This is a genomic window from Helicobacter pullorum NCTC 12824, from assembly GCF_017979475.1.
Classification (GTDB): Bacteria; Campylobacterota; Campylobacteria; order Campylobacterales; family Helicobacteraceae; genus Helicobacter_D; species Helicobacter_D pullorum.
Genome location: NZ_JAERIT010000004.1, coordinates 37,474 through 60,513 on the forward strand (window position 1 = coordinate 37,474; position 23,040 = coordinate 60,513).

23 protein-coding genes and 1 tRNA gene are annotated in these 23,040 nt (G+C 34.3%); 10 read left to right on the plus strand and 14 right to left on the minus strand.

Features of this window, described 5'->3' with window-relative positions; translation table 11 throughout:
- Positions 1 to 2: 2 nt before the first annotated feature.
- From JJQ98_RS03915 to JJQ98_RS03935, 5 genes are all read right to left on the minus strand, one after another.
- Complete coding sequence (locus JJQ98_RS03915; protein WP_054198590.1) at positions 3 to 719, minus strand: hypothetical protein; 717 nt, start codon at positions 717 to 719, stop codon at positions 3 to 5.
- Positions 720 to 721: 2 nt separating this feature from the next.
- Positions 722 to 1,537 (minus strand): J domain-containing protein, encoded by an 816-nt coding sequence (locus JJQ98_RS03920; RefSeq protein WP_054195682.1) that lies wholly within the window; start codon positions 1,535 to 1,537, stop codon positions 722 to 724.
- Between the two features lie 69 nt (positions 1,538 to 1,606).
- On the minus strand, positions 1,607 to 3,628 hold the full coding sequence (locus tag JJQ98_RS03925) for a dynamin family protein (RefSeq protein WP_151104828.1): 2,022 nt from the start codon (positions 3,626 to 3,628) through the stop codon (positions 1,607 to 1,609).
- Positions 3,621 to 5,912, minus strand: a complete 2,292-nt coding sequence (locus tag JJQ98_RS03930; protein ID WP_151104827.1) for a dynamin family protein — start codon at positions 5,910 to 5,912, stop codon at positions 3,621 to 3,623. Before JJQ98_RS03930 ends, JJQ98_RS03925 begins: the two co-directional genes overlap by 8 nt.
- A gap of 3 nt (positions 5,913 to 5,915) precedes the next feature.
- Positions 5,916 to 7,061 (minus strand): MFS transporter, encoded by a 1,146-nt coding sequence (locus JJQ98_RS03935; protein ID WP_151104826.1) that lies wholly within the window; start codon positions 7,059 to 7,061, stop codon positions 5,916 to 5,918.
- 196 nt (positions 7,062 to 7,257) lie between these two features.
- Here JJQ98_RS03935 and rplI point away from each other — a divergent pair, with 196 nt between their 5' ends.
- The 5 genes from rplI to JJQ98_RS03960 are packed head-to-tail and all read left to right on the plus strand — an operon-like array spanning position 7,258 to position 11,498.
- Entirely contained in the window at positions 7,258 to 7,704 is a 447-nt protein-coding gene (gene rplI / locus JJQ98_RS03940; RefSeq protein ID WP_005023303.1) for a 50S ribosomal protein L9, read from the plus strand.
- Positions 7,704 to 8,240: an ATP-dependent protease subunit HslV gene (gene hslV, locus JJQ98_RS03945; protein WP_005023302.1), complete on the plus strand. Its 537-nt coding sequence runs from the start codon at positions 7,704 to 7,706 to the stop codon at positions 8,238 to 8,240. Before rplI ends, hslV begins: the two co-directional genes overlap by 1 nt.
- A gap of 32 nt (positions 8,241 to 8,272) precedes the next feature.
- Complete coding sequence (gene hslU / locus JJQ98_RS03950) at positions 8,273 to 9,595, plus strand: ATP-dependent protease ATPase subunit HslU (RefSeq protein WP_151104849.1); 1,323 nt, start codon at positions 8,273 to 8,275, stop codon at positions 9,593 to 9,595.
- An 8-nt stretch (positions 9,596 to 9,603) separates the two neighbouring features.
- Positions 9,604 to 10,488, plus strand: coding sequence for a GTPase Era (gene era / locus JJQ98_RS03955; protein WP_151104825.1), 885 nt, complete (start codon positions 9,604 to 9,606; stop codon positions 10,486 to 10,488).
- 14 nt (positions 10,489 to 10,502) lie between these two features.
- The gene (locus JJQ98_RS03960; protein ID WP_054195689.1) at positions 10,503 to 11,498 is read left to right on the plus strand and encodes a L,D-transpeptidase family protein; all 996 of its coding nucleotides are present in this window, start codon (positions 10,503 to 10,505) and stop codon (positions 11,496 to 11,498) included.
- Between the two features lie 8 nt (positions 11,499 to 11,506).
- Here JJQ98_RS03960 and rdgB read toward each other — a convergent pair whose 3' ends face one another.
- Positions 11,507 to 12,133, minus strand: a complete 627-nt coding sequence (gene rdgB / locus JJQ98_RS03965; RefSeq protein ID WP_054195690.1) for an RdgB/HAM1 family non-canonical purine NTP pyrophosphatase — start codon at positions 12,131 to 12,133, stop codon at positions 11,507 to 11,509.
- A 75-nt stretch (positions 12,134 to 12,208) separates the two neighbouring features.
- Between rdgB and JJQ98_RS03970 the strand changes: the two genes are divergently transcribed.
- Positions 12,209 to 13,576: an MFS transporter gene (locus JJQ98_RS03970; protein WP_065837163.1), complete on the plus strand. Its 1,368-nt coding sequence runs from the start codon at positions 12,209 to 12,211 to the stop codon at positions 13,574 to 13,576.
- Positions 13,577 to 13,581: 5 nt separating this feature from the next.
- Positions 13,582 to 14,349, plus strand: a complete 768-nt coding sequence (locus tag JJQ98_RS03975; protein ID WP_115056667.1) for a tRNA 2-thiocytidine biosynthesis TtcA family protein — start codon at positions 13,582 to 13,584, stop codon at positions 14,347 to 14,349.
- Positions 14,350 to 14,356: 7 nt separating this feature from the next.
- On the opposite strand, the gene JJQ98_RS03980 is transcribed toward JJQ98_RS03975, so the two are convergent.
- The 4 genes from JJQ98_RS03980 to gap form a co-directional block, all read right to left on the minus strand.
- Complete coding sequence (locus JJQ98_RS03980) at positions 14,357 to 15,568, minus strand: acetate/propionate family kinase (RefSeq protein WP_005023287.1); 1,212 nt, start codon at positions 15,566 to 15,568, stop codon at positions 14,357 to 14,359.
- Positions 15,569 to 16,588, minus strand: coding sequence for a phosphate acetyltransferase (gene pta / locus JJQ98_RS03985; protein WP_060663379.1), 1,020 nt, complete (start codon positions 16,586 to 16,588; stop codon positions 15,569 to 15,571).
- Between the two features lie 81 nt (positions 16,589 to 16,669).
- Positions 16,670 to 17,938, minus strand: a complete 1,269-nt coding sequence (locus JJQ98_RS03990) for a glucose-6-phosphate isomerase (protein WP_151104824.1) — start codon at positions 17,936 to 17,938, stop codon at positions 16,670 to 16,672.
- On the minus strand, positions 17,935 to 18,933 hold the full coding sequence (gap, locus tag JJQ98_RS03995; RefSeq protein WP_151104823.1) for a type I glyceraldehyde-3-phosphate dehydrogenase: 999 nt from the start codon (positions 18,931 to 18,933) through the stop codon (positions 17,935 to 17,937). The genes JJQ98_RS03990 and gap overlap by 4 nt, the downstream gene beginning before the upstream one ends.
- Positions 18,934 to 19,246: 313 nt before the next feature.
- Here gap and JJQ98_RS04000 point away from each other — a divergent pair, with 313 nt between their 5' ends.
- From JJQ98_RS04000 to JJQ98_RS04010, 3 genes are all read left to right on the plus strand, one after another.
- Positions 19,247 to 19,537: an HU family DNA-binding protein gene (locus JJQ98_RS04000; protein ID WP_005023280.1), complete on the plus strand. Its 291-nt coding sequence runs from the start codon at positions 19,247 to 19,249 to the stop codon at positions 19,535 to 19,537.
- Between the two features lie 50 nt (positions 19,538 to 19,587).
- Positions 19,588 to 19,664: transfer RNA gene (locus JJQ98_RS04005), tRNA-Arg, on the plus strand.
- A 38-nt stretch (positions 19,665 to 19,702) separates the two neighbouring features.
- Positions 19,703 to 20,407, plus strand: coding sequence for an SIMPL domain-containing protein (locus JJQ98_RS04010; protein ID WP_151104822.1), 705 nt, complete (start codon positions 19,703 to 19,705; stop codon positions 20,405 to 20,407).
- Here the strand turns inward: JJQ98_RS04010 and JJQ98_RS04015 are convergent.
- The 4 genes from JJQ98_RS04015 to pyrC are packed head-to-tail and all read right to left on the minus strand — an operon-like array spanning position 20,404 to position 23,037.
- The gene (locus JJQ98_RS04015; RefSeq protein ID WP_005023278.1) at positions 20,404 to 20,976 is read right to left on the minus strand and encodes a transformation protein; all 573 of its coding nucleotides are present in this window, start codon (positions 20,974 to 20,976) and stop codon (positions 20,404 to 20,406) included. The genes JJQ98_RS04010 and JJQ98_RS04015 overlap by 4 nt on opposite strands.
- 3 nt (positions 20,977 to 20,979) lie before the next feature.
- Positions 20,980 to 21,549 (minus strand): dTMP kinase, encoded by a 570-nt coding sequence (tmk, locus tag JJQ98_RS04020; RefSeq protein WP_054195694.1) that lies wholly within the window; start codon positions 21,547 to 21,549, stop codon positions 20,980 to 20,982.
- Positions 21,533 to 22,033, minus strand: coding sequence for a pantetheine-phosphate adenylyltransferase (gene coaD / locus JJQ98_RS04025; RefSeq protein WP_005023275.1), 501 nt, complete (start codon positions 22,031 to 22,033; stop codon positions 21,533 to 21,535). The genes tmk and coaD overlap by 17 nt, the downstream gene beginning before the upstream one ends.
- Entirely contained in the window at positions 22,033 to 23,037 is a 1,005-nt protein-coding gene (gene pyrC, locus JJQ98_RS04030) for a dihydroorotase (RefSeq protein ID WP_151104821.1), read from the minus strand. Before pyrC ends, coaD begins: the two co-directional genes overlap by 1 nt.
- Positions 23,038 to 23,040 lie beyond the last annotated feature (3 nt).

The following is a 23,040-nucleotide window of genomic DNA, read 5'->3' on the forward strand; positions in this document are numbered from 1 at the left end:
ACTCACTCTACAAAATATGCCTTAATTCTATAACCGCGTTTATCTTTGAGTTGGAGGCTTGGACCTTCAAAGGCAGTGGCATTAGGAATTTTTTTGTTAATTTCTCTAATAGCACTCCATGCTCTAAAACTCGCTAATCCTTCTTGCTTGAGTTCTGGAGAGAGTCCTTTGTAGGGATTATTATCTACAATCCCTTGTATTTCAAATGCGACGACTTTTTTGTCTTTTTCTAATTCATTTCCGATTTTAGTAGCAAGAGAAAGTAGGCAGCCTTGAGGAATATCCCATTTGCCTATTTGCATTGAAAAGCATTCAGCAATAATTTGTTTTTTGGGTTTTATGGTGTAGCGTAAATTAGTGGTGTTGGTTTGCTGTATTTCTTGCATAGATATATTTAATCCTTCCACAGATTGTGCAAGATTTAGAAGTTCTTTTTCTTTTTGCATTAATGCTTCTTGCAAGCGTCTAATTTCTTCTTCTTTGGCGTATTCTGTGCTGGTGGTTTCTTGGGTAATTCCTAAGGTGTTTTGTAAGCTTTGGATTGCAGATTGGCTATTTTTGTGGTTTAAAAAATAGTATCCTACCCCAAAGATAACGATGATAAGGGTGATAAGAATACTTAAAAAGAGCCAAAAATGACTTTTTTTTGTCTCCTCATCAAAATTGAGTTGGATAATAGGTTCTTCTGGGGATTGCGTGTTTTTGTTGTTTTCTTCCATTTTTAACTCCTTATGTAACATTTAAAGTTGGATTTGATATTTTCATAGGCTTCTTTAATAATACGAAATTTTTCAGCATAGCCTTCAATGATTTTTTGATCTTGTCCATAGACATTATCGGGGTGGTAAATTTTAGCAAGTTCGATATAGCGATTTTTGACATTTTCAAAGTCGTCATCATCATTGCAACCAAGAATCTTATAGCTTTTTTTAAGCAATCTTTCTTCTTTGGTTGTATATTCTCCAAAACATTCAAAGGTATTATTGGTTTTAAATGTTTCATAATCAAAATCTAAAACGATGTTGTAGATGATTTTTTGGGATAGCATAGAGACGAGTTTTTCCCAAAAATATGGGCTACTAGAATCAAGAAAAATTTCTTGTTTGGTGTAGCTAATAAGAAAATTTTGAAAAAGGGATTGCAAATAGCGTTTTGCAAGTCGATTTGGACGATTGAGACGCAAACAAACTTGGGTGTTTAAGCTACTAGTATGAAGGATTTGCAAAGAAACGATAATATGCTCCAAAACCGCCTTATTTTCTACCATTTTGATGCGGATTGGAAGGTGGCTGCTATCAATGATGGTTTGGAAGTTTGGAGTATGTTTTTTGTTTTCTTCTTGCATCGCAACATGATAAGCCCAGTTTAGAAAATAGTCTTTTTTGTAGCGTTCTCCATCATCTAAAATTAAAACAGAGCTTGAAAGGCGATAAGCTTTGGAAAAATGCTTATAGGCAAAATCAACAGCACGCTTTAAAAAGCGAGATTCTTTTTCAATGCTAATTTGAATGTATGGCTCTAAGAGCTCAACTTTCATCTTTTAAACTTCCTTGTTTAATGGTGTTTTGATTGCTTAAATATTTGAATTTTAAATATTAAAGCAACTTTAGTTCCATTTTTTGAATTGTTTGATATTGTGTAAATTTTTTGTAATTTTATCTATTTCTATCTTAAGAGTTGCAATTTTGGAATTAATTAATGAAATTTTTGCTTGAGTGGTTTTTTCTAGTTGAGTGAGAAATTGCGAATAAGATTTTTTGAGAAGATTCATAGGTCCAAAGAGTTTGGTTTGGAAATGTTCAAAACAAAAAGTTTCATTTAAAGAATCGCGTATATTTTCTAAGCTTGGAATGAAAATTGGAAAATCTGGATTTTCTCTGTGTTTTGCTAGGGAATTTTTGATTTTTAAATCAATTTTATTGAGAGTGGATTCAATGGCGTTGTCATAATAAAAGACAATAAAATTACTAAGGAAAATTAATTCGCTTTGCAAGTTTGAGATGATTTTTTGATTGGTGGTATTGAAATCAACAAAGAGGTTTTCATAATATTGCTGGGAAAAATTTTGCAGTTCTTTTAGGCTTTGATTGTTGGGTGCGTATTTGTAAAATTCTTGTTTTTCTATTTGGGTATTTTGCCATTGCTTGATTTGCAAATGTAATAGAGTAGAAAATTCTTCCATGGTATTTGCAAATAAGTTGCAGAAATTTTTGATTTGAGCACTAAGGGATTTGAAGTCTTTAATAATAGGTGAATCTGGGTTTTGTAGAGAAATTTTGATTTTCTCTAAAGGAAGGGTGGTGATATTTTTTGTGTGCGTGGTTGTTTTTGGTATAAAGAGCCTTTTTTGTTGTTTGGGGAAATTTGTGGGGGTTTGTTCTAGGGAATTAAAAATAAATTGTGCTAATGAATCTAAAAGCAAGTCAAGGTTGGTATAAAGTTCATTGAATTTTTTTTGTTCATTTTCTTGGTGTTTGTGGTGTTGTAGGGTAATGTCTGTGAGGTGGTTTTTGAAAATTTGAATAAGCTGTGTGTAGCATTGATAAATCTTGTGGTATTGATAATGGAGCAAAATGTGCATTTCTTTGAGTTTTTTGAGGGCGGAATATTCTTTGGAGAGTTTAGCCTTTGGTTTGATAGAATGATTGAGAAAATCAAATATCAAAGGCATACCTGATTTTTGCATTAAATCATTATAATAGCTATTTTGAGAATTGTTTAGCTGAGTGTTTAGGGTATTTTTAAAGTTTTGGTAAGAAGATTCAAGGGTTTGCAAAAAACTATTCTCATCGGTTTTGGTGGTGGAGGTTTGGTGAATGAAGTTTTGGACTTCAAAAGAGAAATTTGAAAACAAAGTTTCAATTATTTTTTGTGGGGTATTAAGTTGTGCTTGGAGTGCCATTTTTGCAGAGATGGGGATAATTTGACTAAAGATTTCTTTAAAAGATTCATTGGCATATTGGAGGCTAGTTTGGATTTCTTCTTCATTTTTGAGGCGGTCTTTTTGATTGAGGATACAAAGTGTTTTTTGGGAGTAATGTTTGATGAAATCTTGCAATAGTTTTTTTTCGCTGTTTTTTCCTGCATTATCAATGAGTGTAAGCCAAATAATGCCATCAACATTTTTAAGGATATCAAGAGTGGTTTTGGTATCATCGTGATTTTGAGAATTAAAGCCCGGCGTGTCTAAAAAATTGATTTCTTTTAGCATTAAAATGGGGGCATATAGGCATAAAGAATCGATGTTTTTTGAGTTTTGACGGGTGAGCTGTTTTAAAAAATGAATATTTTGCAAAACTTTGTTCCCATCTTTGTAGAGGACTTCTAAGATAAAATCTTCTCCATAGCAAATTTTGCATACTTTAGAAGTGATGGGTGTGATGCCTGTTGGAAGGATATCTTGCCCCAAAAGAGCGTTTAAAAAGGTGCTTTTCCCGCTAGAGAATTGTCCGATAATTGCAATTTGCATGGGTTCTTTGGTTTTGTTTTGGAGAGATTCAAAAAAATCTTGGGAATAATCATTGGGATTGAGATTGTTTTGGCAGTCTATAATGAATTTTTGCAGCTCTGTTTTTTGGGAATTTTTGTCCAAAATTTCTAAGCATTCTTGGAGATATTGTTTAAGCATCGTTGTTCCTTGTAGCGTATTCTTGGAGTTCTTGCAATAAGATTTGAATTTCTTTTAGGGAGGAGATAGAGTGCATAATTTGCGATTCTTTTTGCTGTTTTTGTGTGGAATTGGATTTATCTAGGCTTTTTTGGAGGATTTGTTTTTTGGTTTCTAGGTTTTGACTAGATTGTTGCATCATTTCTTCAAAGCTGGTTTTAAGATCATTGAGAAATGCGGAAGCTATTTCTTGGCTTTGGTGATAAATGGTATTGTCAAAATTAGCAAAACCATTTTGAAAAGCTTGTTGCAAAGCTTCTTTGAGTTTGTTTTCTTGATTTTTATAAGAATGCAAAGAAAGCGAGTTTAGGTGATTTAGAATTTGTATTTTGGTTTTTGTAATAGTGCTTTTGTGGAGTTGCATTTGTGGCGTTTTTAATGTGGGTAAAAGGGTATTTTGGAGTTGGGAGATTTTTTGGGCAAGATTTTGACGATATGTCCTTAAAATATCGATTAGAAAATCTTCTAATCCTTGAGTGAGAATCCTTTCTATCCTCTCTTTGCTTGGGGAAGAGTGTTTTTGGTAATCATAGAGAATATCTTCAAAGATTCTTTGGATAAGGATATTTTGAGCTTCATTGAGTTTTTGCGTTAATGTGTTTTTTGTGCTTTTTAGGTATTCTTGGAAATGTGTTTGGGTGTTTTGGAGGTTGAATTTTAGGGTTTCAAATTCTTTGTTTGCTTCATTGATTTCTTGTTTGTTTTTTTGGATAAGCATTGCAATTTCTTCTTGTGTGCTAAAGAGTAATTTTAGCTCCAAATCCAAATATTCTTTGAGAATCTCGATATTTTTATGAAATCCTTGAGCGGTAAGGTAGATGATGTCTTTTGCCTTGGTGCTATTATTTCCTAATAAAGTTTTTTGTAAATATTCTAAAAAGGTGTTGAAATTAGAAGATTCTAGGGTATAGCCTAATTCTTTTGCCTGCTTGGGATTATTTTGGCACAAAAGTGCTGGGTAGCTAGCAATGTGGATAAAATCTAAACGCTCTAAGAAAAGTTTTGCTTGGCTTGGAGGTAGGTTTTGTTGGAACTTGGCTTGTATGCTTTCTTTTGTGTAATTTAGGGCTTGGTGGAGTTCTTCTTGGGTGAGTAAATCTGCATGGGTGAGGATAATAAGAAGTCTTGAAATATTGGAAGTTTGCAGTGTTTCTAATAAAAATTCTAAATCAATTTGTGTGGCACTTTGGGAAGCATTCATTGCATGGATTAGTAAATCACATTTTGTAAGATAGTTTTTAGTGATTTCTTCTCTTTGGATGATTGGGTCATCAAGCCCGGGAGTATCGACGATTTCTACTTTGTTTTTGAGGAAATTTAAGGGAGTAAAAAGAATGGTTTTTTGGACAAGATTGCAAAGTTTGCTTGGGTGGTTTGCTGAAGTGAATTTTGGTAAGTCTTGTAGCGGTATTTCTAGGCTTTGTTCTGACTTTTGAATATAGTTTTTAAGAAAATCTGAAAATTCTTGATTTTCTAATAGATTTTCAAGCAATTTTGAATCTAGAGTGCTTTTTAATTCTTGCCATTGTTCTTGATTCCAAAAAATAATTTTTGCATAAGATTTGGGGCTGTATTTGAGAATTGTTAGGCTTGCTGTTTCTGGTATAGTTGAGCTACCTAAGATTTCTTGCCCTAAGAGTGCATTTAAAAGTGTGCTTTTGCCTGAGCTTAAAACGCCCGTGATTCCGATAGAGAAATGTTGGGATTGTGCTTTGGTAATGAGATTTTGGAGATTTTCAAAGATGTTTTTTGGGGCAATAGAAGAGAGGGAATTTAATTCTTTGGTAAGAATTTTGAGGCTTTCATCAAAAAAATTTTCTAAAAGATTTTTGGGTAATTGAGTGGTTTTTTCTAGGTGGGTTGTTGGGTGGTTTGGGTGGTTTTGAAAGTGCGAGGTTAGAAATGATTTGAGGTTATTGTAGTGGGATTCTTCTAATAAATTATGATGACGCATAAAATCAAGATTTTGCAAAATTTCTTGTAATTTTTGAGAATCTTTTTGGTTTTGTAGGGTTAAGAGGATTTGGTATTGTGCTTGTTGGATAGTTTTAAAATAGGTGGTATTATAGAGGTATTCTTTGCAGATATTTTTAAGTGTTTGGGATTGCCAAAAGAGATTAAAAGTTTTGGGTGTAAGACTTAGAAGGATGGCTAAAATTTCATTGCAAGAATCTTTTGGCAAATCTGCAATATGAAAGCTCTCTAAAGGTAAAATATCTTTGAAAGTCTCTTTAAACCATTCCATTAGTTATCCTTGCCAAAAAAGTTTTTGTGATTGATAAAAAACCAACGCACTTACAAATAAGATTCCGCCCAAAAGTAGGCAAAGAGTGTTCCAGCCAAATGGATGGTAAATATAAGTGGGTAATGTCGTTCCTAGTGTGCCTCCAGCGTAATAAAAAGCTAAATACAAACCATTAGTGATCCCTTTTTTGTTTTTTGAGATAGTGTTGATAAAAGAGGAAAGCACAGAATTGATAATAAACATTCCAAAACAGAGTGTGAAAATCGCAAAGAAAAGTTGCCAAAAGTCCCCAAAAAGCATCATCCAACAAGATGCACCAAAGATAAAGAATCCTAAGGCAATCGTTTTGATTTCGCCTTTGAAGAATCTTGTGATTTTTTTAGATAGGATTGCAGTGATAATTCCCACAATATAGCCAAAATACATAAAACCAATTTGTGCAGGTGTAATTTGGGGGTTGAGCGAGGTAATGTAGTGGGGCATAAAGTTTAGTACGCCTTGAAAACAAAAGAGTATCAAAAAAGCACCACTATAAAGCAATAAAAAGCGTTTATCTTTTAAGAAATCCAAAATGATGGCAAAAGTGATTTTGCTGCTTTGGATTTTGGTGTTGGTGTGAGGGAGTTTGAATGCAAGAAAGGCAATAAGAAGTGTTGAGATTCCAAGTGCTATGAAAGTAAAACGCCAAGAAAAAAGAGTCGTGAGAAATCCACCGCCAACGCGTGATAAAACCCCTCCAAAAACGGTAGAGGCAACATAAAGCCCTATGTATTTGTTTTTGCTATCAATGCGTGTTAGTGAAGTCATTGTGGCTGTAAGAGCTGCTGGAATCATCAAAGCTTCGCAGATTCTAAGGATTAAAAAGGTGCTGTATTGTTGGGTAAAACTTAAAAGGCATTGAAATACGCCAAGTAGCATCAAAGAGGCAATTAAGATAAGCTTTGTATCAAATTTTTCTAATAAATATCCATAAAAAATAGGGGCAATGGCTAATGCAAAAAGAATCACGGAAGTAAAAAGCGTGACTTGTGTGGTTGAGATTTGGAATTCATTAATCAATAAAGGCTGTATGGGCTGGGTTATATAAAGTGTAGAGATGATAACAATCGCACTAAACATAATAGTTGTTAAATTGTATTTTTGCTGCATTATAAAATTATCTTTGATTTTGGATTTAGAGCTTTTATAAAATTATCTTATTCTTAGAAACTTTAAAAGTTAATAAATTTTTTTATTTTTAAAGTTGATTTTCAAAAATTTGTAAAATTATATTTTTGATTAAAGGTTGTTATTTTAATGTTTGCCAAAAAATGCTAAAATTCCAAAAATTAATAGGAGTATTTTAATGAAAGTATTATTGCTACAAGATGTAAAAGGACTAGGCAAAAAGGGTGAAATCTGCGAAGTAAAAGATGGATATGGAAAAAATTTTTTAATTGCAAAGAAAATGGCAGATTTTGCTACTAATGAAGTTATCAATCGTTATAAGGCCGAACAAAAAAGAGCAGCTGAACAAGCCGCTGAAAATCAAGCATTGATGGAAATGGCAGCTAAAAAAATAGAAGCAATTACTCTAAAGATTCAACAAAAGGTTGGTGCAAATGGCTCACTTTATGGTGCAATCACAAAAGAGGATATTGCAAAAGAGTTGGCACAGAAGCATCGTTTGGAAATTGATAAAAAAACTATTGAGCTAAAAAACCCTATTAAATCAACAGGAATGTATGAAGTAGAAGTGAAACTTGGACATGGAATCCATGCTATTTTGAAGATTGATGTGGAGGCATTGTGATGTTTGAAGCAACTACAATTTTGGCTTATAAGACAGAAAAAGGGGCGGTGATTGGAGGAGATGGGCAGGTAACCTTTGGAAATTGCGTATTAAAGGGTAATGCAACTAAGATTCGGACGCTTTATCATGGCAAGATTCTAAGTGGATTTGCAGGAAGCACAGCTGATGCTTTTACGCTTTTTGATATGTTTGAGGGGATTTTAGAGAACAAAAAGGGCGATTTGTTAAAGTCGGTTATGGAGTTTTCTAAAGAATGGCGTAAAGATAAGTATTTGAGGCGTTTAGAAGCAATGATGATTGTTTTGGATAAAGAAAAAATTTTTATTTTAAGTGGAACAGGAGATGTGGTAGAGCCTGAAGATGGCAAAATTGCTGCTATTGGTAGCGGTGGGAATTATGCGTTATCTGCTGCAAGGGCTTTGGATAGATTTGGCAAGGGAGATATGGAGCCACGAGATTTGGTGCTAGAATCTCTTAAAATTGCTGGCGAGCTTTGTATTTATACTAATCAAAATATCAAAATTTTAGAACTTTAAAAAATAGGAAGACAATGGAAAATTATATTGCGATGACACCAAAAGAAATTGTTGCTTACTTAGATGAATATATTATTGGACAAAATGATGCAAAAAAGATTGTTGCTATTGCACTTAGGAATCGCTATCGTCGTTTGCAGTTGCCAAAAGAGATTCAAGAAGAGGTAATGCCAAAAAATATTTTAATGATTGGTTCTACTGGAGTTGGGAAAACCGAAATTGCAAGGCGTATGGCAAAGATGATGGGATTGCCTTTTGTCAAAGTAGAAGCAAGTAAATATACAGAAGTGGGTTTTGTAGGAAGAGATGTAGAATCTATGGTGCGTGATTTGGTAATAGCTTCAATTAATCTAGTCAAAGAAGAACATAGACAAAAAAATAGAGCAGGGATTGAGAAATATGTGTTGGATAAAATTGTAGAAAAGCTAATCCCTCCACTCCCTAAAGGTGCAAGTGAGCAGAAAATAGAAGAATATGAAAACGCAGCAGAAAAAATGCGTCAAAAAGTTAAAAATGGAGAAATGGATCATCTTAAAATCGAGATTGAAATTCCAAAACGCACTTTTGAAATAGAAGATGGCAATATGCCAGCAGAATTTGCTAAGGTGCAAGAGACAATTGCAAGAGTGTTTATTGCATCTCCAAAAGATAATCCCAAAAAAGAAGTAACAATTAAGGAAGCAAAAGAGATTTTAAAAGTGGAGGCAAGCGAAGTTTTATTGGATTTGGAAAGCATCAAGCAAGAAGGTTTAAAGAGGGCAGAGAATAGCGGGATTATCTTTATTGATGAGATAGATAAGGTCGCTGTTAGTTCAAACTCGCAAGGTAGGCAAGATCCTAGCAAAGAAGGAGTGCAGAGGGATTTATTGCCTATTGTAGAGGGAAGTATTGTCAATACAAAATATGGAAGCATTAAGACAGACCATATTTTATTTATCGCAGCAGGGGCATTTAGCTTGAGCAAGCCTAGTGATTTGATTGCGGAATTGCAGGGTAGATTCCCTTTGCGTGTGGAGCTTAATAGCCTTGATGAAGAAGTGCTTTATAAGATATTAACACAAACTAAAAATTCGATTTTAAAGCAATATGAAGCATTAATGGCAGTAGAAGAAGTTTCTTTGAAGTTTAGCGATGAGGCAATTAGGGCTTTGGCACATTATTCGCAATTAGCTAATGAAAAAACAGAGGATATTGGTGCGAGGCGATTGCATACGGTTGTGGAGCAGGTGATTGAAGAGATTAGCTTTGAGGCAGAAAACTATAAGGGACAAGAAGTAGAGATTACAGAATCTCTAGTAAAAGAAAAGCTGGAAACTTTGGTAGCTGATAGCGATGTCGCACGATATATTTTGTAGGTAGTTTTTTGGAAAGTAAAGCAGGATTTGTAGCGGTTTTAGGCAGACCAAATGCAGGAAAGAGCACATTTTTAAATACGCTTTTGGGCGAGAGGTTGGCACTTATTTCGCATAAAGCTAATGCTACTAGGAAGCGTATGAATCTCGTTGTGATGGTTGAGGAAACGCAAATTGTTTTTGTAGATACGCCCGGCATTCACAAGCAAGAAAAGCTTTTAAACCAGTATATGCTAAAAGAAGCAATGAAGGCAATGCAAGATTGTGATTTTCTACTCTTTTTAGCACCAGCAAGCGATAAAATAGATTTTTATATAGATTTTTTGGAGAGTGCTAAGGGAAAGCCTCATTTTTTATTGCTCACTAAAATAGATTGTGTGAGCAAAGAAAAATTATTCCAAAAAATCAAAGAATATGAAAAATTTCAAGATTCTTATCAAGCACTCATTCCGATTTCTTGCAAAGATATTAAGAGTTTGGAATATGTAGCAAAAGAGCTTGCAAAAATAATGCCTAAGAATCCTTACTATTATGATCCAGAGATTTTAAGCCCAAATAGCACCAAAGAAATTGTAAAAGAAATGATAAGGGAATCTTGTTTTGAAAATTTAAGCGATGAGCTACCTTATGAAAGTGATGTGGTGATCAATGTTTATAAAGAAAAGGCTATGCTTGATTATATTAAGGCATCTATTATTGTGCAAAAAGAAAGTCAAAAGGCTATGGTGATTGGCAAAGAGGGCAAAACATTGAAGCGAATTGGCAAGAATGCAAGAGAGAGAATCGAGCAGTTTGTGAGAAAAAAAGTATATTTGGAAATTTTGGTGAAAGTGGTTTCTAGCTGGAGTAAAGACAAAGAAAGCTTAAAGAAAATCGGTTATAATTTCGAAGATTAAAAAATGGAGAAAAGATGAAAATTATTTGGTTATTGTTAATTGCGATTTTTAGTTATGCTAATGAATATGAATGGATTGGAATTTATCGTAGCGGTGGAGTGCAGGCATTAGAGCAAAAAATCAATGAAGTTTTGCAAACAAAAAATTATTGGCAAGAGGTTTTAAAAAATCAAGATACGCGTTTTGGGTATTATGAGAATCTTAAATACCTCTTTGTGGCGACAAAAGATGCGCCTACTTTGGAATCCCCAAATCTTAAACTTTATGCCCTAGAAAATAATCAGTGGGTAGAAAAGCTAAATACAAAAAGTTTAGTGGGGTCTAAAGGGGGTCATAAGCAAAAAGAGGGTGATTTGGCAACCCCTATTGGTGTTTATTCGCTTCAAGCGAGATTGAGCAATCTAGATCAATATTATGGACCTTTGGCTTTTAGCACTTCTTATCCTAATCTTTATGATAAATTGCAAAAAAGAACAGGCTATGGAATTTGGATTCATGGTATGCCGCTTAATGGAAATAGAGAAGAGTTAAATACGCGTGGCTGTATTGCAATTGAAAATAATCTTTTAACTTCGGTGGATAGGATAATTGATTATCGTAATACGCTTTTAATTACTTTTGCTGATGATGTGGAACAAACCAAAAAGGAAGATTTAGCAACGATTTTGGCAGATTTATTTCAATGGAAAGAAGCTTGGGCAAAAAATGATATTGAGGCTTATTTAGCGTTTTATGATAAGGATTTTATACGCTATGATGGGCAAAAGTTTGAGGCATTTGAGGATACCAAACGCAGAATTTTCCAAAAAGGCGAAGAGAAAGAGATTAAATTTACAAAAATCAATGTCTCCCCTTATCCTAATGAAGAAAATAAGAAATTATTTAAAATTGGTTATCATCAAGATTATAAAGCCTTTTTGAAAGGCACATTAAACTATTATTCTAATGGAAACAAAGAGCTTTATGTAGAATTAAAAAATGGCAAAATGCAGATTTTAGTAGAGCAATAAGGATAGGATTATTTAAAAGCCTTAAATAAAGCCCTTAAAATATATTTGGCTCTATTGAGTGCAATATATCTATGAGAAATGGCATTTTTCTCTTCTTTGGTAAGCTCTGCAAGTGTTTGTGTGAAACCTTGTGGAATAAACATTGGATCATAGCCAAAGCCATTTTTGCCGCGTTGATTGGCAATCACCTTGCCATACATAAATCCATGTGTGCTAAAATCTCCATAAAAACTACTAATTCCTATACTTGCACAATAATGTGCTTTGGAAGTTTGGTTTGGAAGTTTGGCTACTTCACATAAAAGCTTTTCTAAATTTGCCTTAGAATCTCCACCGCTATATCTAGCGCTATGGATTCCGGGTTTTCCATTGAGTGCATCAACGCATATTCCACTATCATCAGAAAGTATAATATCATTTTGTGAGAGTAGATTTTTTGCATGGAGGGTATTAAAAACAGCTTTAGATTTAATTAGTGCATTTTCTTGAAATGTTTTGCCATTTTCATCGATTTCAAAAGGATCGCACAAATCGCTCCATGCTAGTATTTCTAAAGCATTTTGCTCAAATGGTTTGTAGATTTCTTGGATTTCTATGATTTTATCTTGGTTTGAAGTTGCTAAAATTAGACGCATTATTATTGCCTTGTTGAATGTATTTTGGATAAAATTAACTTCTTGTTTGGAATTTTAGCAAAAATTGGAGAATCTATGATAAAAAAAGAATCCTTAATCAAACAAACTATTCCACTAAGCCTTATTTTGGCTGGGCGATTTTTTGGTTTGTTTGTTGTTATGCCTGTTTTATCCTTATATGCCTTATCTATGGAGGGTATGAGTCCGATTTTGGTTGGGATTGCCATAGGGGGATATGCACTCACTCAAGTATTGTTTCAAATTCCTTTTGGTTTTTTAAGTGATAAATTTGGACGCAAAAGCATTATTGCCCTTGGACTTATTATTTTTATTATTGGTTCAGCTGTGTGTGCGATGAGTGATGATATTTATATGCTAATTTTGGGTAGATTTTTGCAAGGGGCAGGAGCTATTGGAGGAGTGGTTAGCGCGATGATAGCTGATTTGGTAAAAGAAGAGAAACGCACAAAAGCAATGGCATTAATGGGGGCTACCATTTCTCTTAGTTTTACAACAGCTTTGATTTTGGGACCTATTTTGAGTGCTTATTTTGGAGTGGCAAGTTTATTTTGGATTACCTGTTTTTTGGGGGTGCTTAGCTTAGGGATTTTGCTTTTATTTGTCCCTGAAGCACCAAAGATACAGTATAGTTTTATTTCTAGTTCTGATAAATATAGTTTTATTTTAAAAAATAAAAATCTTCAAATTATGAATCTTACAAATTTCTTGCAAAAAGGTTTTATGACTTTGACATTTTTGATTATTCCTATTGCACTTGTAAAGGGCTTTGAGATGCCTAAAGAGAATTTGTATCAAGTGTATGTTCCTGCAAGTTTGCTTGGGCTTATCGCAATAGCACCTGCGGCGATTTTTGCAGAGAAAAAGGGCAAGTTTAAAAGTGTATTGGTGGTGGGAATATTGTTTTTTGTTGTGGCATATCTTTTGATGCTTAGTCAAAATTTGTGGGTGTTTGTCGCTGGAATTTTGGTGTTTTTTGTCGGTTTTTCTGTGCATGAGCCTATTATGCAAAGTCTTGCTAGTCGCTATTGCAAGGCGCATCAAAAAGGAAGCGCTTTGGGTGTTTTTACTGCTTTTGGATATTTTGGTTCATTTGTGGGAGCACTTGTAGGTGGGCATTTGTATGAATATTTTGGAATGCTTTCTATTAGCCTTTTTGTTGTGGTTGTTTCATTTTTGTGGATTTTGGCTTTAGGGTTTTTGGCAAATCCAACTTTTCAAAAGAATCTTTATTTGCCACTTAGAGAAAACATTGTAAATGAGGATTTAGAAAAATTGGTGGAGCTTAGAGGAATTTTGGAGTGGTTTATTAATGAGAATGAAAGAGTTGTGGTTATTAAATATGATAAACATTTAGTATTAGAACAAGAAGTGAAGGAATTTTTGAAAGAAAATTTGGCAGATAAATTTGAAGAATTAAAGTGAGAAAAATGGAAGAGAAAATAGAAATTAGCAAAAAGATTCTAAGAATCACAGGAAGCACAAATGCAGAGTTTGGGCTAATCAAAGAGGGCGATAAAATACTTTTGGGATTGAGTGGAGGGAAAGATTCTATTTTGCTAGCGACTTTATTGGCAAGATTGAAAAAATACGCACCTTTTGATTTTGAATTTAAAGCTTTGACAGTGGATTATGGGAGGGGTGGTGAATATGAGTATATTTTTGAGTATTGTGAAAAATTAGGGATACCTTATGAACTTTATCGCACAGACATTTATAAGATTTTAGAAGAAAATCGTAGAGAAGGGACGGTGTATTGTAGTTTTTGTTCGCGTATGAGACGAGGGGCTTTGTATTCTAAGGCTTTAGAGGGTGGATTTAATAAAATTGCATTAGCACATCATTTGGATGATGCAGCTGAAAGCTTTATGATGAATCTCACTTATAATGGTGCTTTGCGTTCTATGCCTCCAATTTATAAAGCAGAAAATGGTTTGTATGTGATTCGTCCATTGATTTTTGTGCGGGAGAGGCAAATTATTGATTTTATTGCAAAAAACGATATTTATATTGCACCAGATTGTAATTGTCCAATTATGTGGCAAAGCGATGATAAGCGACCTTTTGCTAGAGAAAAAACAAAGCAAATGCTAAAGGAAATGGAAATGAATAATCCTGATTTTTTTACTTCTTTGAAAGTAGCACTTGGAAATGTGCATTTAAACAGCCTTTTTGACAAAAGGTATTTGGATAAGTAGCCTATATCTAAAGATTATAGGCTTTGCTTACGAGGGCTTTTGTATCCCTTGCTATCATTAATTCTTCATTGGTTGGGATTACACACACTTTGACTTTGGAATCAGAAGTGGAAATAATACCTTCTCTTCCTATGGTTTCTAAGTTTGCTTTTTCATCAAGTGTGATACCTAGGAATTGTAAGTGAGAGACAATTTTACCGCGGATAAATTTCGCATTTTCGCCTACTCCAGCACAGAATGAAATTGCATCAACACCGGTTAATGCGGCTGTATAAGAGCCGATGTATTTTGCCACACGATAAGCAAAAACTTCTCTTGCAAAACGCGCCTTTAAGTCTCCCTTCTCATCAGCTGCTAATAAATCCCTAAAATCACTTGATAAGCCAGAGATTCCTAAGACTCCAGATTTTTTATTTAAAATATTCATAATTTCTTTGGTACTTAAATTTTCTTTTTGGGCTATATAATCAATTACAGCAGGATCAATATCTCCGCTTCTTGTCCCCATTACCAAGCCTTCAAGTGGAGTTAATCCCATACTTGTATCAATGCTTTTGCCATTTTCAACAGCACAAATACTAGAACCATTTCCCAAATGACAAGTGATAATTTTTGAATTTTCTAATGGAATACCCAAAAACTCCGCTGTGCGTTTGGAAACATAGCTATGACTTGTGCCATGGAATCCATACCGACGAATTTTATATTTTGTGTAATATTCATAGGGTAAGCCATAGATGAAAGCCTTTGGTGGCATTGTTTGGTGGAATGCAGTATCAAAAACAGCTACCATTGGGGTATTTGGCATTAAATGCTGACAGGCTCGGATTCCAAGTAAATGCGCAGGATTGTGTAGAGGGGCTAAATCTGCACATTCCTCAATATTATAAATTACCTCTTCTGTGATAATTGCTGAATGGGTAAAATGCTCTCCACCATGAACAATTCTATGTCCGATGGCTTTGATGGTTTCAAGGGATTTCACTGCACCATTAAAAGGGTTTGTGAGTGCGCCTAAAACAAGCTTGATTGCAACCTCATGGTCTTTGATTTCAATATTTTGTGTGGATTTTTCTCCATCTTTTGGTTTGTAACTAAATTGTCCTCCATCAATACCTATTCTATCGCAAATCCCAGAAGCTAAAACCTCCTCGGTATCAGTATTGATAAGTTGATATTTGAGAGATGAACTTCCGCAATTAATAACTAAAATGTCCATTTATGCTCCTTTTGTTTCTTTTTGTTGTTGTGCTTGGAGGGCTGTAATGGCAACAACACCAACAATATCTTCACTGCTACAACCTCTTGATAAATCATTAATAGGTGCAGCAATGCCTTGGGTAATAGGCCCATAAGCTTCAGCTTTTGCAAGTCTTTGAGTGAGCTTGTATCCGATATTTCCAGAATCTAAATCAGGAAAAACAAGCACATTAGCATACCCTGCTATTTTGCTATCTGGGGCTTTGGACTTTCCTACACTTGGGACAATAGCGGCATCTAATTGAAATTCTCCATCTATGGCTATTTGCGGTGCTAGACTTTGTGCGATTTTGGTAGCTTCTATAACTTTATCTACATCAGGGTGTTTAGCACTTCCTTTGGTAGAATGTGAAAGCATAGCAACAATGGGTTCTTTGCCCACTAGAGTTTGGAAGCTTTTAGCAGAATCAATAGCTATGGAAGCAAGCTCTTGTGCATTTGGGTTTTGCACTAAGCCACTATCTGCAAAGATAAAAGTTCCATTTTCTCCATATTCGCAATTAGGGACTACCATTAAGAAAAATGCAGATACGAGTTTAGAATCTTGCTTTGTGCCCAAAATTTGCAAAGAAGCTCTTAAGACATCAGCAGTAGAGTTGATAGCGCCTGCTACCATTCCATCGGCTTTTTTGGATTTTACTAGGGCTACTCCAAAATAAAGAGGATTTTCCAAAAGTAAAGTTCTAGCGGATTTTTCACTCAAGCCTTTGTGCGCTCTAAGCTTAACAAAAAGTTCTACATAATCTTCTAATTCATCACATGATGCAGGATTAATAAAAGTTGCTTTTTGAAGGTCAAGATTGGCTTTTTTGGCTTGTTTTTGGATACTTAGCTCATCCCCGATTAAAATAAGATTCGCAATGCCTTCTTTTAAGATAGTGTGTGCGGCTTCTAGGGTTCGCATATCATTGGTTTCAGGCAAAACAATGGTTTGCAAAAAAGACTTTGCTTTTTCTTTGATGTTTTCAATAAGACTCATAGATACTCCTTGCTTTTTAGAAATATTATAAGACTTTTTGAAATATAAAAGTATAAAATAGAAAAAAAAGTGAAAAAAAAATTAAATATGTGTAAATTTTTCTCTCAAGATTTTTTTGCCAAATTCAACCCCGGGTTGATTATATGTATCTATTTGTAACAAAACCCCCACACAAGAAGTGAGTAGCTCATAATAAAAAATCAATTCTCCAACACTTTCTTCGCATAAGGAAGCTAAAACCAAGGAATCCACAGGCACATTTTGGGCAATAATGCTTGCTTTGGTAGCTACACATTGCAATTTAAGAAGATTATTAAATGAAGTGTTATTGACAAAATCGGTAGCTTCAAGTCCTTTTAGACTAATATTTGGTATGTAAAGTGATTTTTGTGAAAGTTTTTCAACGCTCAAAAAAGTTACACTTTTATTTTGAGGACCTTGCATAATGAGCTGCAAAAAAGAATGTTGGTCAATGCTGCCAATTAAGGCAATGGGTGTTAAGCCTCTTTTGTTTTGTTGATAATCGAGTTTTCCAAGAGATTCTCCCCAAAGCTGCACATACCAAGAATTAAAATGCCTAAAAACGCTGCTATAAGAAAAAAGCACATTAATAGGGTAGGTTGTTTCATTTTTGGCTAGGAAAATTGCTTTTTTGAGAATTTCACTTTTCTTTTCTATGAAAAACTGAGTAGCGATGTTTTGTGCACCTTTTAGAATATTGCAAATATCATAGCCTAAAATTGCAAGGGGTAGCAGTCCAACTGCACTCAAGACAGAGAATCTACCGCCGATATTTGGTTTAATGGTAAAAGATTGAATATTTTCTGTCTTGCTCCATTGGAAGAGTGGAGAGTCTTCATCGGTAATTGTGATGAGGCGTTTTTTGTTTTTTGTTTCTAATAAACAAAAGCGTTTGAGGACATATTTAAAAAGTGAAGTGGTTTCGATGGTTAATCCAGATTTTGAAATGACAATAAAAAGCGATTCTTCACATTTTACGCGTTGTAAATCTTTGTGTATCATAATAGGATCTGTGTGCTCTAAAAAGCGTATTTTGATATTTTTGCGATTGTTTTGGTGAGAGAGGAGGGCATCAATAGCTTTTGTCCCAAGGGAACTTCCACCAATTCCGATAATAACTAGGGTTTTAATGTTTTGTAGAAAAGCTTGATTGGTGTGAATATAATCAAATATAGCCCGGTTATCTTCATAGGGTAAATTGTAATAACCGCTTGTGCCATTTGCTTTTTCGGTTAGAATTTTTTGAAAGCAAGATTCTATATTTTCTTTAGAGAAAAGATGAGAATCTTTTGGAATAAATTTTTCATAAGTATTGCTGAGGTGTATCATATAAGACTTCTACCTACAAATGCTGTCATATCAACTAAACGGGTAGAATATCCCCATTCATTGTCATACCAAGCTACAATTTTAACTTGATTATTATTGACTACATTGGTGCAATCAGGAATGAAAATTGAACTATACGAAGAGCCAATAAAATCGCTAGATACAAGCTTTTCTTCATCGATGAAAATAAGATTTTTCATTGATTCTTCTGAAGCTTTTTTGAAGGTTTCATTAATGAGTTCTTTTGTAACATTTTTTTCTACCACACAAGTAAGATCTACTAGGCTAACATCTGGTGTTGGGACACGCACTGCAAATCCATTGAGTTTGCCTTTGAGTTCTGGCATAACCAGTCCGATTGCTTTTGCAGCACCCGTTGATGTGGGTATCATATTGAGTGCAGCTGCTCTTGCACGACGCAAATCTTTGTGTTTGGAATCTAAAAGATTTTGGTCATTTGTATAGCTGTGGATAGTAGTCATCAAACCGCTTAAGATTTTGAAATTTTCATGCAATACTTTTGTGAGGGGGGCTAAAGCATTGGTGGTGCAACTCGCATTAGAAATAATAGATTCGCCATTATAGGTTAAATGATTGACACCATAAACAAAAGTGGGTGTATCTGTGGCTGGAGCAGAGATAACTACACGCTTGATTCCACCATAAAGATGTGCAGAGGCTTTGTGAATATCATTAAAAGCCCCTGTGCATTCTATTACAATTTCTGCACCATAATTTCCAAAATTGATTTCTTGAATGTTTCTAGTGCTGATGATTTGGATATTTTGTTGTTTTCCAATACGGATTTGGTTTTCGCTAATCTTGGTAATTTCGCTTTTTTTGTGAATAGAATCGTATTTTAGTAAATGGATTAAAGTATCAATAGGCATTGTGGTGTTGATGGCAACTAGCTCCAAATCATCTCTTTCTCCAAGAATCTTGCAAACACATAAACCAATTCTACCTGTTCCATTGATTGCTACTTTTATGGACATTTTATTCTCTCCTTACTATACCAAAATTTTTAAATTATTTATCAATATTTTTGAGTGAATTTTATTCTTTAATTTTTATGAAATGTTGCTATATTATTAAAAAAAACCTTAAAAAACAAATATAAAAGGCTTGAGGTGTGTTAATGGCAAATGTTAGTTTTATTGTTTAAAGGGAGGTGAGAATTTAAGTGATGAAGCAAAAATATTCAATAAAACTTCAGAAATTCCCTATTTTTTGCATTAAAAGTCTTGAAAAGTAAATATTTTATGCTAAAATATGTTGTTCAAAATAAAAATATGGAGGTTTCCAAAGATGAACAAATCAGAATTTGTTGACTTAGTAAAACAAGTCGGTGAGTATGAAACAAAAAAAGAAGCTGAAAAAGCAATTAGTGCATTCGTTGCTGCAATTGAAAAAGCTCTTTCCAAAAAAGATGGTAGTGTTGAACTTGTAGGTTTTGGTAAATTTGAAACTGTGCTTCAAAAAGGAAAAGAAGGAACAGTTCCAGGAACAAATAAAAAATATAAAACAAAAGATAAATTTGTTCCTAAATTTAAAGCAGGTAAAGGTCTTAAAGACGCTGTTGCAGCTGCAAAAAAATAACTTCTTTGCTCCCTTTGGGGAGCCTTCTTGTGTAAATTCAATAACTTTTTGTCCTCGTAGCTCAGCTGGATAGAGCACACGATTCCTAATCGTGAGGCCATGCGTTCGAATCGCATCGTGGACACCACTCCAAAAAATGTAGAATTTTAAATATGAGGTAAAGTGATGAGCAAAATAAGTGTAACCATTTTGGGGATATTTTTTGTGGTATGTAGTATAGTTTTGGGTTATGGGTTTATGCAAGGAATCATGGCTTTTAAATCAATGGATAGAAGTGTTGTAGTCAAAGGATTGAGCGAAAGAGAAGTGCAAGCTGATGTGATGATTTTTCCAGTAAGTTTTACGCGAGCTAATAATGATTTGAATCTTTTGTATAGAGATTTGGCAGAAGATTCTAAAAAGATTTTGATGTTTTTGGAGAAAGAGGGAATTAAAAAAGAGGAAATTACATTAAAAGCTCTAAGGATTACTGACAAAGTGGGAAATTCTTATAGCGAAGTTCAAAATATTGCTTATCGCTATAATGGGCAAGGTGAAGTGTTGGTTTATACAAAAGAAGTGGATTTGGGGCGAAAAATATTAGAGAAAATCGCAGAACTTGGCAAAGATGGTTTGATTGTCAAGGTTGAGGATTATGAGATTGAATATCTTTATACAAAGCTAAATGATATAAAGCCTCAAATGATAGAGGAAGCGACTTTTAATGCAAGGGAAGTGGCGAAGAAATTTGCACAAGATTCTCAAAGCAGTTTAGGTAAAATCAAAAAGGCTTCTCAAGGGCAGTTTAGCATTTCTAATCGAGATAGGAATACTTCACATATTAAAAAAGTGCGTGTAGTTTCTACTATTGAATATTATTTGAAAGATTAATATTTCGCATCGCTTAAGACAAATGCCATTAAAACATTAGCGCCATTTGCATAGAGGTATTTTTGTGCCTCTTTGAGCGTGGAGCCTGTAGTGATGATGTCATCTATTAAAATAATTTCTTTTTTCTCTACATTTTGAGTGAGGTAAAAATTTCGGGGATTGTTTTGGCGAAATTTCAAATCTTTGCCCGCATAAGATACCGGATTTTTGGCTAATAGTGTGTGGTAGAGTGGCGTAATACCCAAACTTTTTAGATTCTTAAGAAAAATAGCATTATGGGCATAACCTTTTTGGCTGATTTTATCATCAATCCCAATCCCATAAGCTTGCAGTGGTTGGTTTAGAATCTCTTTTAGATAAAGATTGATTTTGGAGGTTAAAATTTTATAAATTTTGCTACCGATAATATGGTATTTAGCATGGAGTAAATATTCGATATCTTGATAATCATAAAAGCTATAAACTTTAAGATTATCTATTTTTCTAATCTTTGGCTGGATTTTAATATCTTCAAAGCATGCTTTGCAAAGAGTAAAAAAAGTAAGGTTTCCACATAGCAAACACCGCAAATTTTACTCTTTGATAAAGTTGATAATTTGTTGAGTGATTGTTGTTTTTGGAAGATTGGCATTGATAGAAATGTAAGGAAGTTGTAGCTTTTTTATAATGGCTTTTGTTCTTTGTTGGAGTTCCAAAAGATACTCTAGCCCTCTTTGTTCTATTTTGTCTTCATTTTTTGATTGGAGGCGTTGTTGTAAATCTTCTTTTTGCAATTCCAAAAATATAACTTTTTGCGGCAATATTCCCTGTGTAGCAAAGAGATTAAAGGCTTTAAGAGTTTCAAAATCAAAGTCTTTTGCATAAGCCATTCCAGAAATTAAACTTCTATCAGAAATGATTAATTTATCGGGGTTGGCTTTGAGTATTTCATGGGTGTGTTGTGCCCTATCTGCCAAAAATAGCAACATTTCTGCCCTTGAATCTAATTCAATGGAATCTTCTAATAAGATTTTTCGGAGCTTTTTTCCAAGAGGGGTAGCACCCGGCTCAAAAGTAAAGATTGCTTCTTGGAGGGCAAGTTTAAGTTCTTGAATCTGTGTGCTTTTGCCGCTAGTATCAATTCCTTCAATGACTACATACATTGCTTTCCTTTATGAAATTGCTTACACTTTTTGGGGTTAAATGCTTGATTTCTCCTCCATGGGATAAGATAGAGCGAACAACACTTGAGCTAATAAACGCATTTTGCAAAGAAGGCATAAGATAAATGGTTTCTAGCTTTGGATTTAAAGAGGCATTGGCATAGCCCATTTGCAATTCATATTCAAAATCACTCACCGCTCTAAGTCCTCTTATAAGAATATTGGAATTTTGCTCTTTGGCAAAATCAGCTACCAAATTGTCAAAGCCATAGACATAAAGGGAGGGGAAACTCAATTGAAGTTCTTTGATAGCAAGTTTTGCCATTTCTATGCGTTGTTCTTGACTAAAAAGAGGTTTTTTATTTTCACTTTTTGCCACAGCAATGATTAGCCCATCAAAAAGTTTGCAAGCTCTTTGGACAATATCAAGATGCCCATTTGTGATAGGGTCAAAAGTCCCGGGATAAATTGCGATTTTTGACATTATGCTAAACTCCATTGCAGTGTTTGTCCAGCAAACATCGGGACAATGCCTGCGTATTCTTGTGGGACTTGAAAAGGCTTTTTTGTGAGCATGATTTGTTTGCTTGTGCGAGTTAAACCATAAATTTTGCTAGCATTAATGCTAATAAAAGATTCAAGGCTTTCTAATGCGTTATGGGCTTCAAAAGTTTGTGTGAGTGCTTGAAGCAAAATAGGGGCACTAAAGATTCCAGCAGAGCCTTTTTGGGATTCTTTGTTGCTTTTTAAGTGTGGAGCAGAATCGCTACCAAAAGAGAATTTTTGATGTGCTTGCAATGCAGTTTGTAATAGAGATTCTTGGTCCTTTTTTGTTTTTAAAATAGGCTTGCAAAAATAATGTGGATTTAGCATTCCCCCAATCACATCATCTAAGCTTAATAAAATGTGGTGCAAAGTCAAAGTTGCAAAGAGGTTATCATATTTTTCTACCAAAGGAATAGAGCGTCTATCGCTTAAGTGTTCAAAGATGATTTTTAGCTTAGGAAAATTTTTGGCAAGGTATTCAAAAATGGAATGAAATTCTACTTCTCTATCCAAAACAAAGCCATTTGTTTCTCCATGAATGCTTAGAATCATTCCCAAATTTTGTGCAATTTCTAAAATTTCTAAAATTTTATCGCTTAAGATTTCGCTTACACCATTTTCGCTTCCTGTGGTTGCACCTTTTGGGTAGAGTTTTAGTATAAAGATTCCATTATCTTTGGCTTCTTGCAAGTCATCAAGCCCTAAATTTTCATTGAGATATAACGACATTATTGGAGTGAAATTGTTTCCTTGTGTGGCTTGTAGGATTCTTTGTTGGTAAGCTAAGGCAGATTTTGTATCTAAGATGGGTGGATTAAGATTTGGCATAATAAGTGCATAAGAAAAGCTTTTAGCGGTATGTTGTGCGACATTTTGCAGTATCTCTCCATCGCGTAGATGCAAGTGCATATCAAAAGGGGATTGTAGGGTGATTTCTTCCATTCT

Excerpts from the sequence above, each read along its gene's own strand:
- JJQ98_RS03915 (WP_054198590.1), bottom strand. The coding sequence starts at position 719 with ATGGAAGAAAACAACAAAAACACGCAATCCCCAGAAGAACCTATTATC.
- JJQ98_RS03920 (WP_054195682.1), bottom strand. The coding sequence starts at position 1,537 with ATGAAAGTTGAGCTCTTAGAGCCATACATTCAAATTAGCATTGAAAAA.
- JJQ98_RS03925 (WP_151104828.1), bottom strand. The coding sequence starts at position 3,628 with ATGCTTAAACAATATCTCCAAGAATGCTTAGAAATTTTGGACAAAAAT.
- JJQ98_RS03930 (WP_151104827.1), bottom strand. The coding sequence starts at position 5,912 with ATGGAATGGTTTAAAGAGACTTTCAAAGATATTTTACCTTTAGAGAGC.
- JJQ98_RS03935 (WP_151104826.1), bottom strand. The coding sequence starts at position 7,061 with ATGCAGCAAAAATACAATTTAACAACTATTATGTTTAGTGCGATTGTT.
- rplI (WP_005023303.1), top strand. The coding sequence starts at position 7,258 with ATGAAAGTATTATTGCTACAAGATGTAAAAGGACTAGGCAAAAAGGGT.
- hslV (WP_005023302.1), top strand. The coding sequence starts at position 7,704 with ATGTTTGAAGCAACTACAATTTTGGCTTATAAGACAGAAAAAGGGGCG.
- hslU (WP_151104849.1), top strand. The coding sequence starts at position 8,273 with ATGACACCAAAAGAAATTGTTGCTTACTTAGATGAATATATTATTGGA.
- JJQ98_RS03960 (WP_054195689.1), top strand. The coding sequence starts at position 10,503 with ATGAAAATTATTTGGTTATTGTTAATTGCGATTTTTAGTTATGCTAAT.
- rdgB (WP_054195690.1), bottom strand. The coding sequence starts at position 12,133 with ATGCGTCTAATTTTAGCAACTTCAAACCAAGATAAAATCATAGAAATC.
- JJQ98_RS03970 (WP_065837163.1), top strand. The coding sequence starts at position 12,209 with ATGATAAAAAAAGAATCCTTAATCAAACAAACTATTCCACTAAGCCTT.
- JJQ98_RS03975 (WP_115056667.1), top strand. The coding sequence starts at position 13,582 with ATGGAAGAGAAAATAGAAATTAGCAAAAAGATTCTAAGAATCACAGGA.
- JJQ98_RS03980 (WP_005023287.1), bottom strand. The coding sequence starts at position 15,568 with ATGGACATTTTAGTTATTAATTGCGGAAGTTCATCTCTCAAATATCAA.
- pta (WP_060663379.1), bottom strand. The coding sequence starts at position 16,588 with ATGAGTCTTATTGAAAACATCAAAGAAAAAGCAAAGTCTTTTTTGCAA.
- JJQ98_RS03990 (WP_151104824.1), bottom strand. The coding sequence starts at position 17,938 with ATGATACACCTCAGCAATACTTATGAAAAATTTATTCCAAAAGATTCT.
- gap (WP_151104823.1), bottom strand. The coding sequence starts at position 18,933 with ATGTCCATAAAAGTAGCAATCAATGGAACAGGTAGAATTGGTTTATGT.
- JJQ98_RS04000 (WP_005023280.1), top strand. The coding sequence starts at position 19,247 with ATGAACAAATCAGAATTTGTTGACTTAGTAAAACAAGTCGGTGAGTAT.
- JJQ98_RS04010 (WP_151104822.1), top strand. The coding sequence starts at position 19,703 with ATGAGCAAAATAAGTGTAACCATTTTGGGGATATTTTTTGTGGTATGT.
- tmk (WP_054195694.1), bottom strand. The coding sequence starts at position 21,549 with ATGTATGTAGTCATTGAAGGAATTGATACTAGCGGCAAAAGCACACAG.
- coaD (WP_005023275.1), bottom strand. The coding sequence starts at position 22,033 with ATGTCAAAAATCGCAATTTATCCCGGGACTTTTGACCCTATCACAAAT.
- pyrC (WP_151104821.1), bottom strand. The coding sequence starts at position 23,037 with ATGGAAGAAATCACCCTACAATCCCCTTTTGATATGCACTTGCATCTA.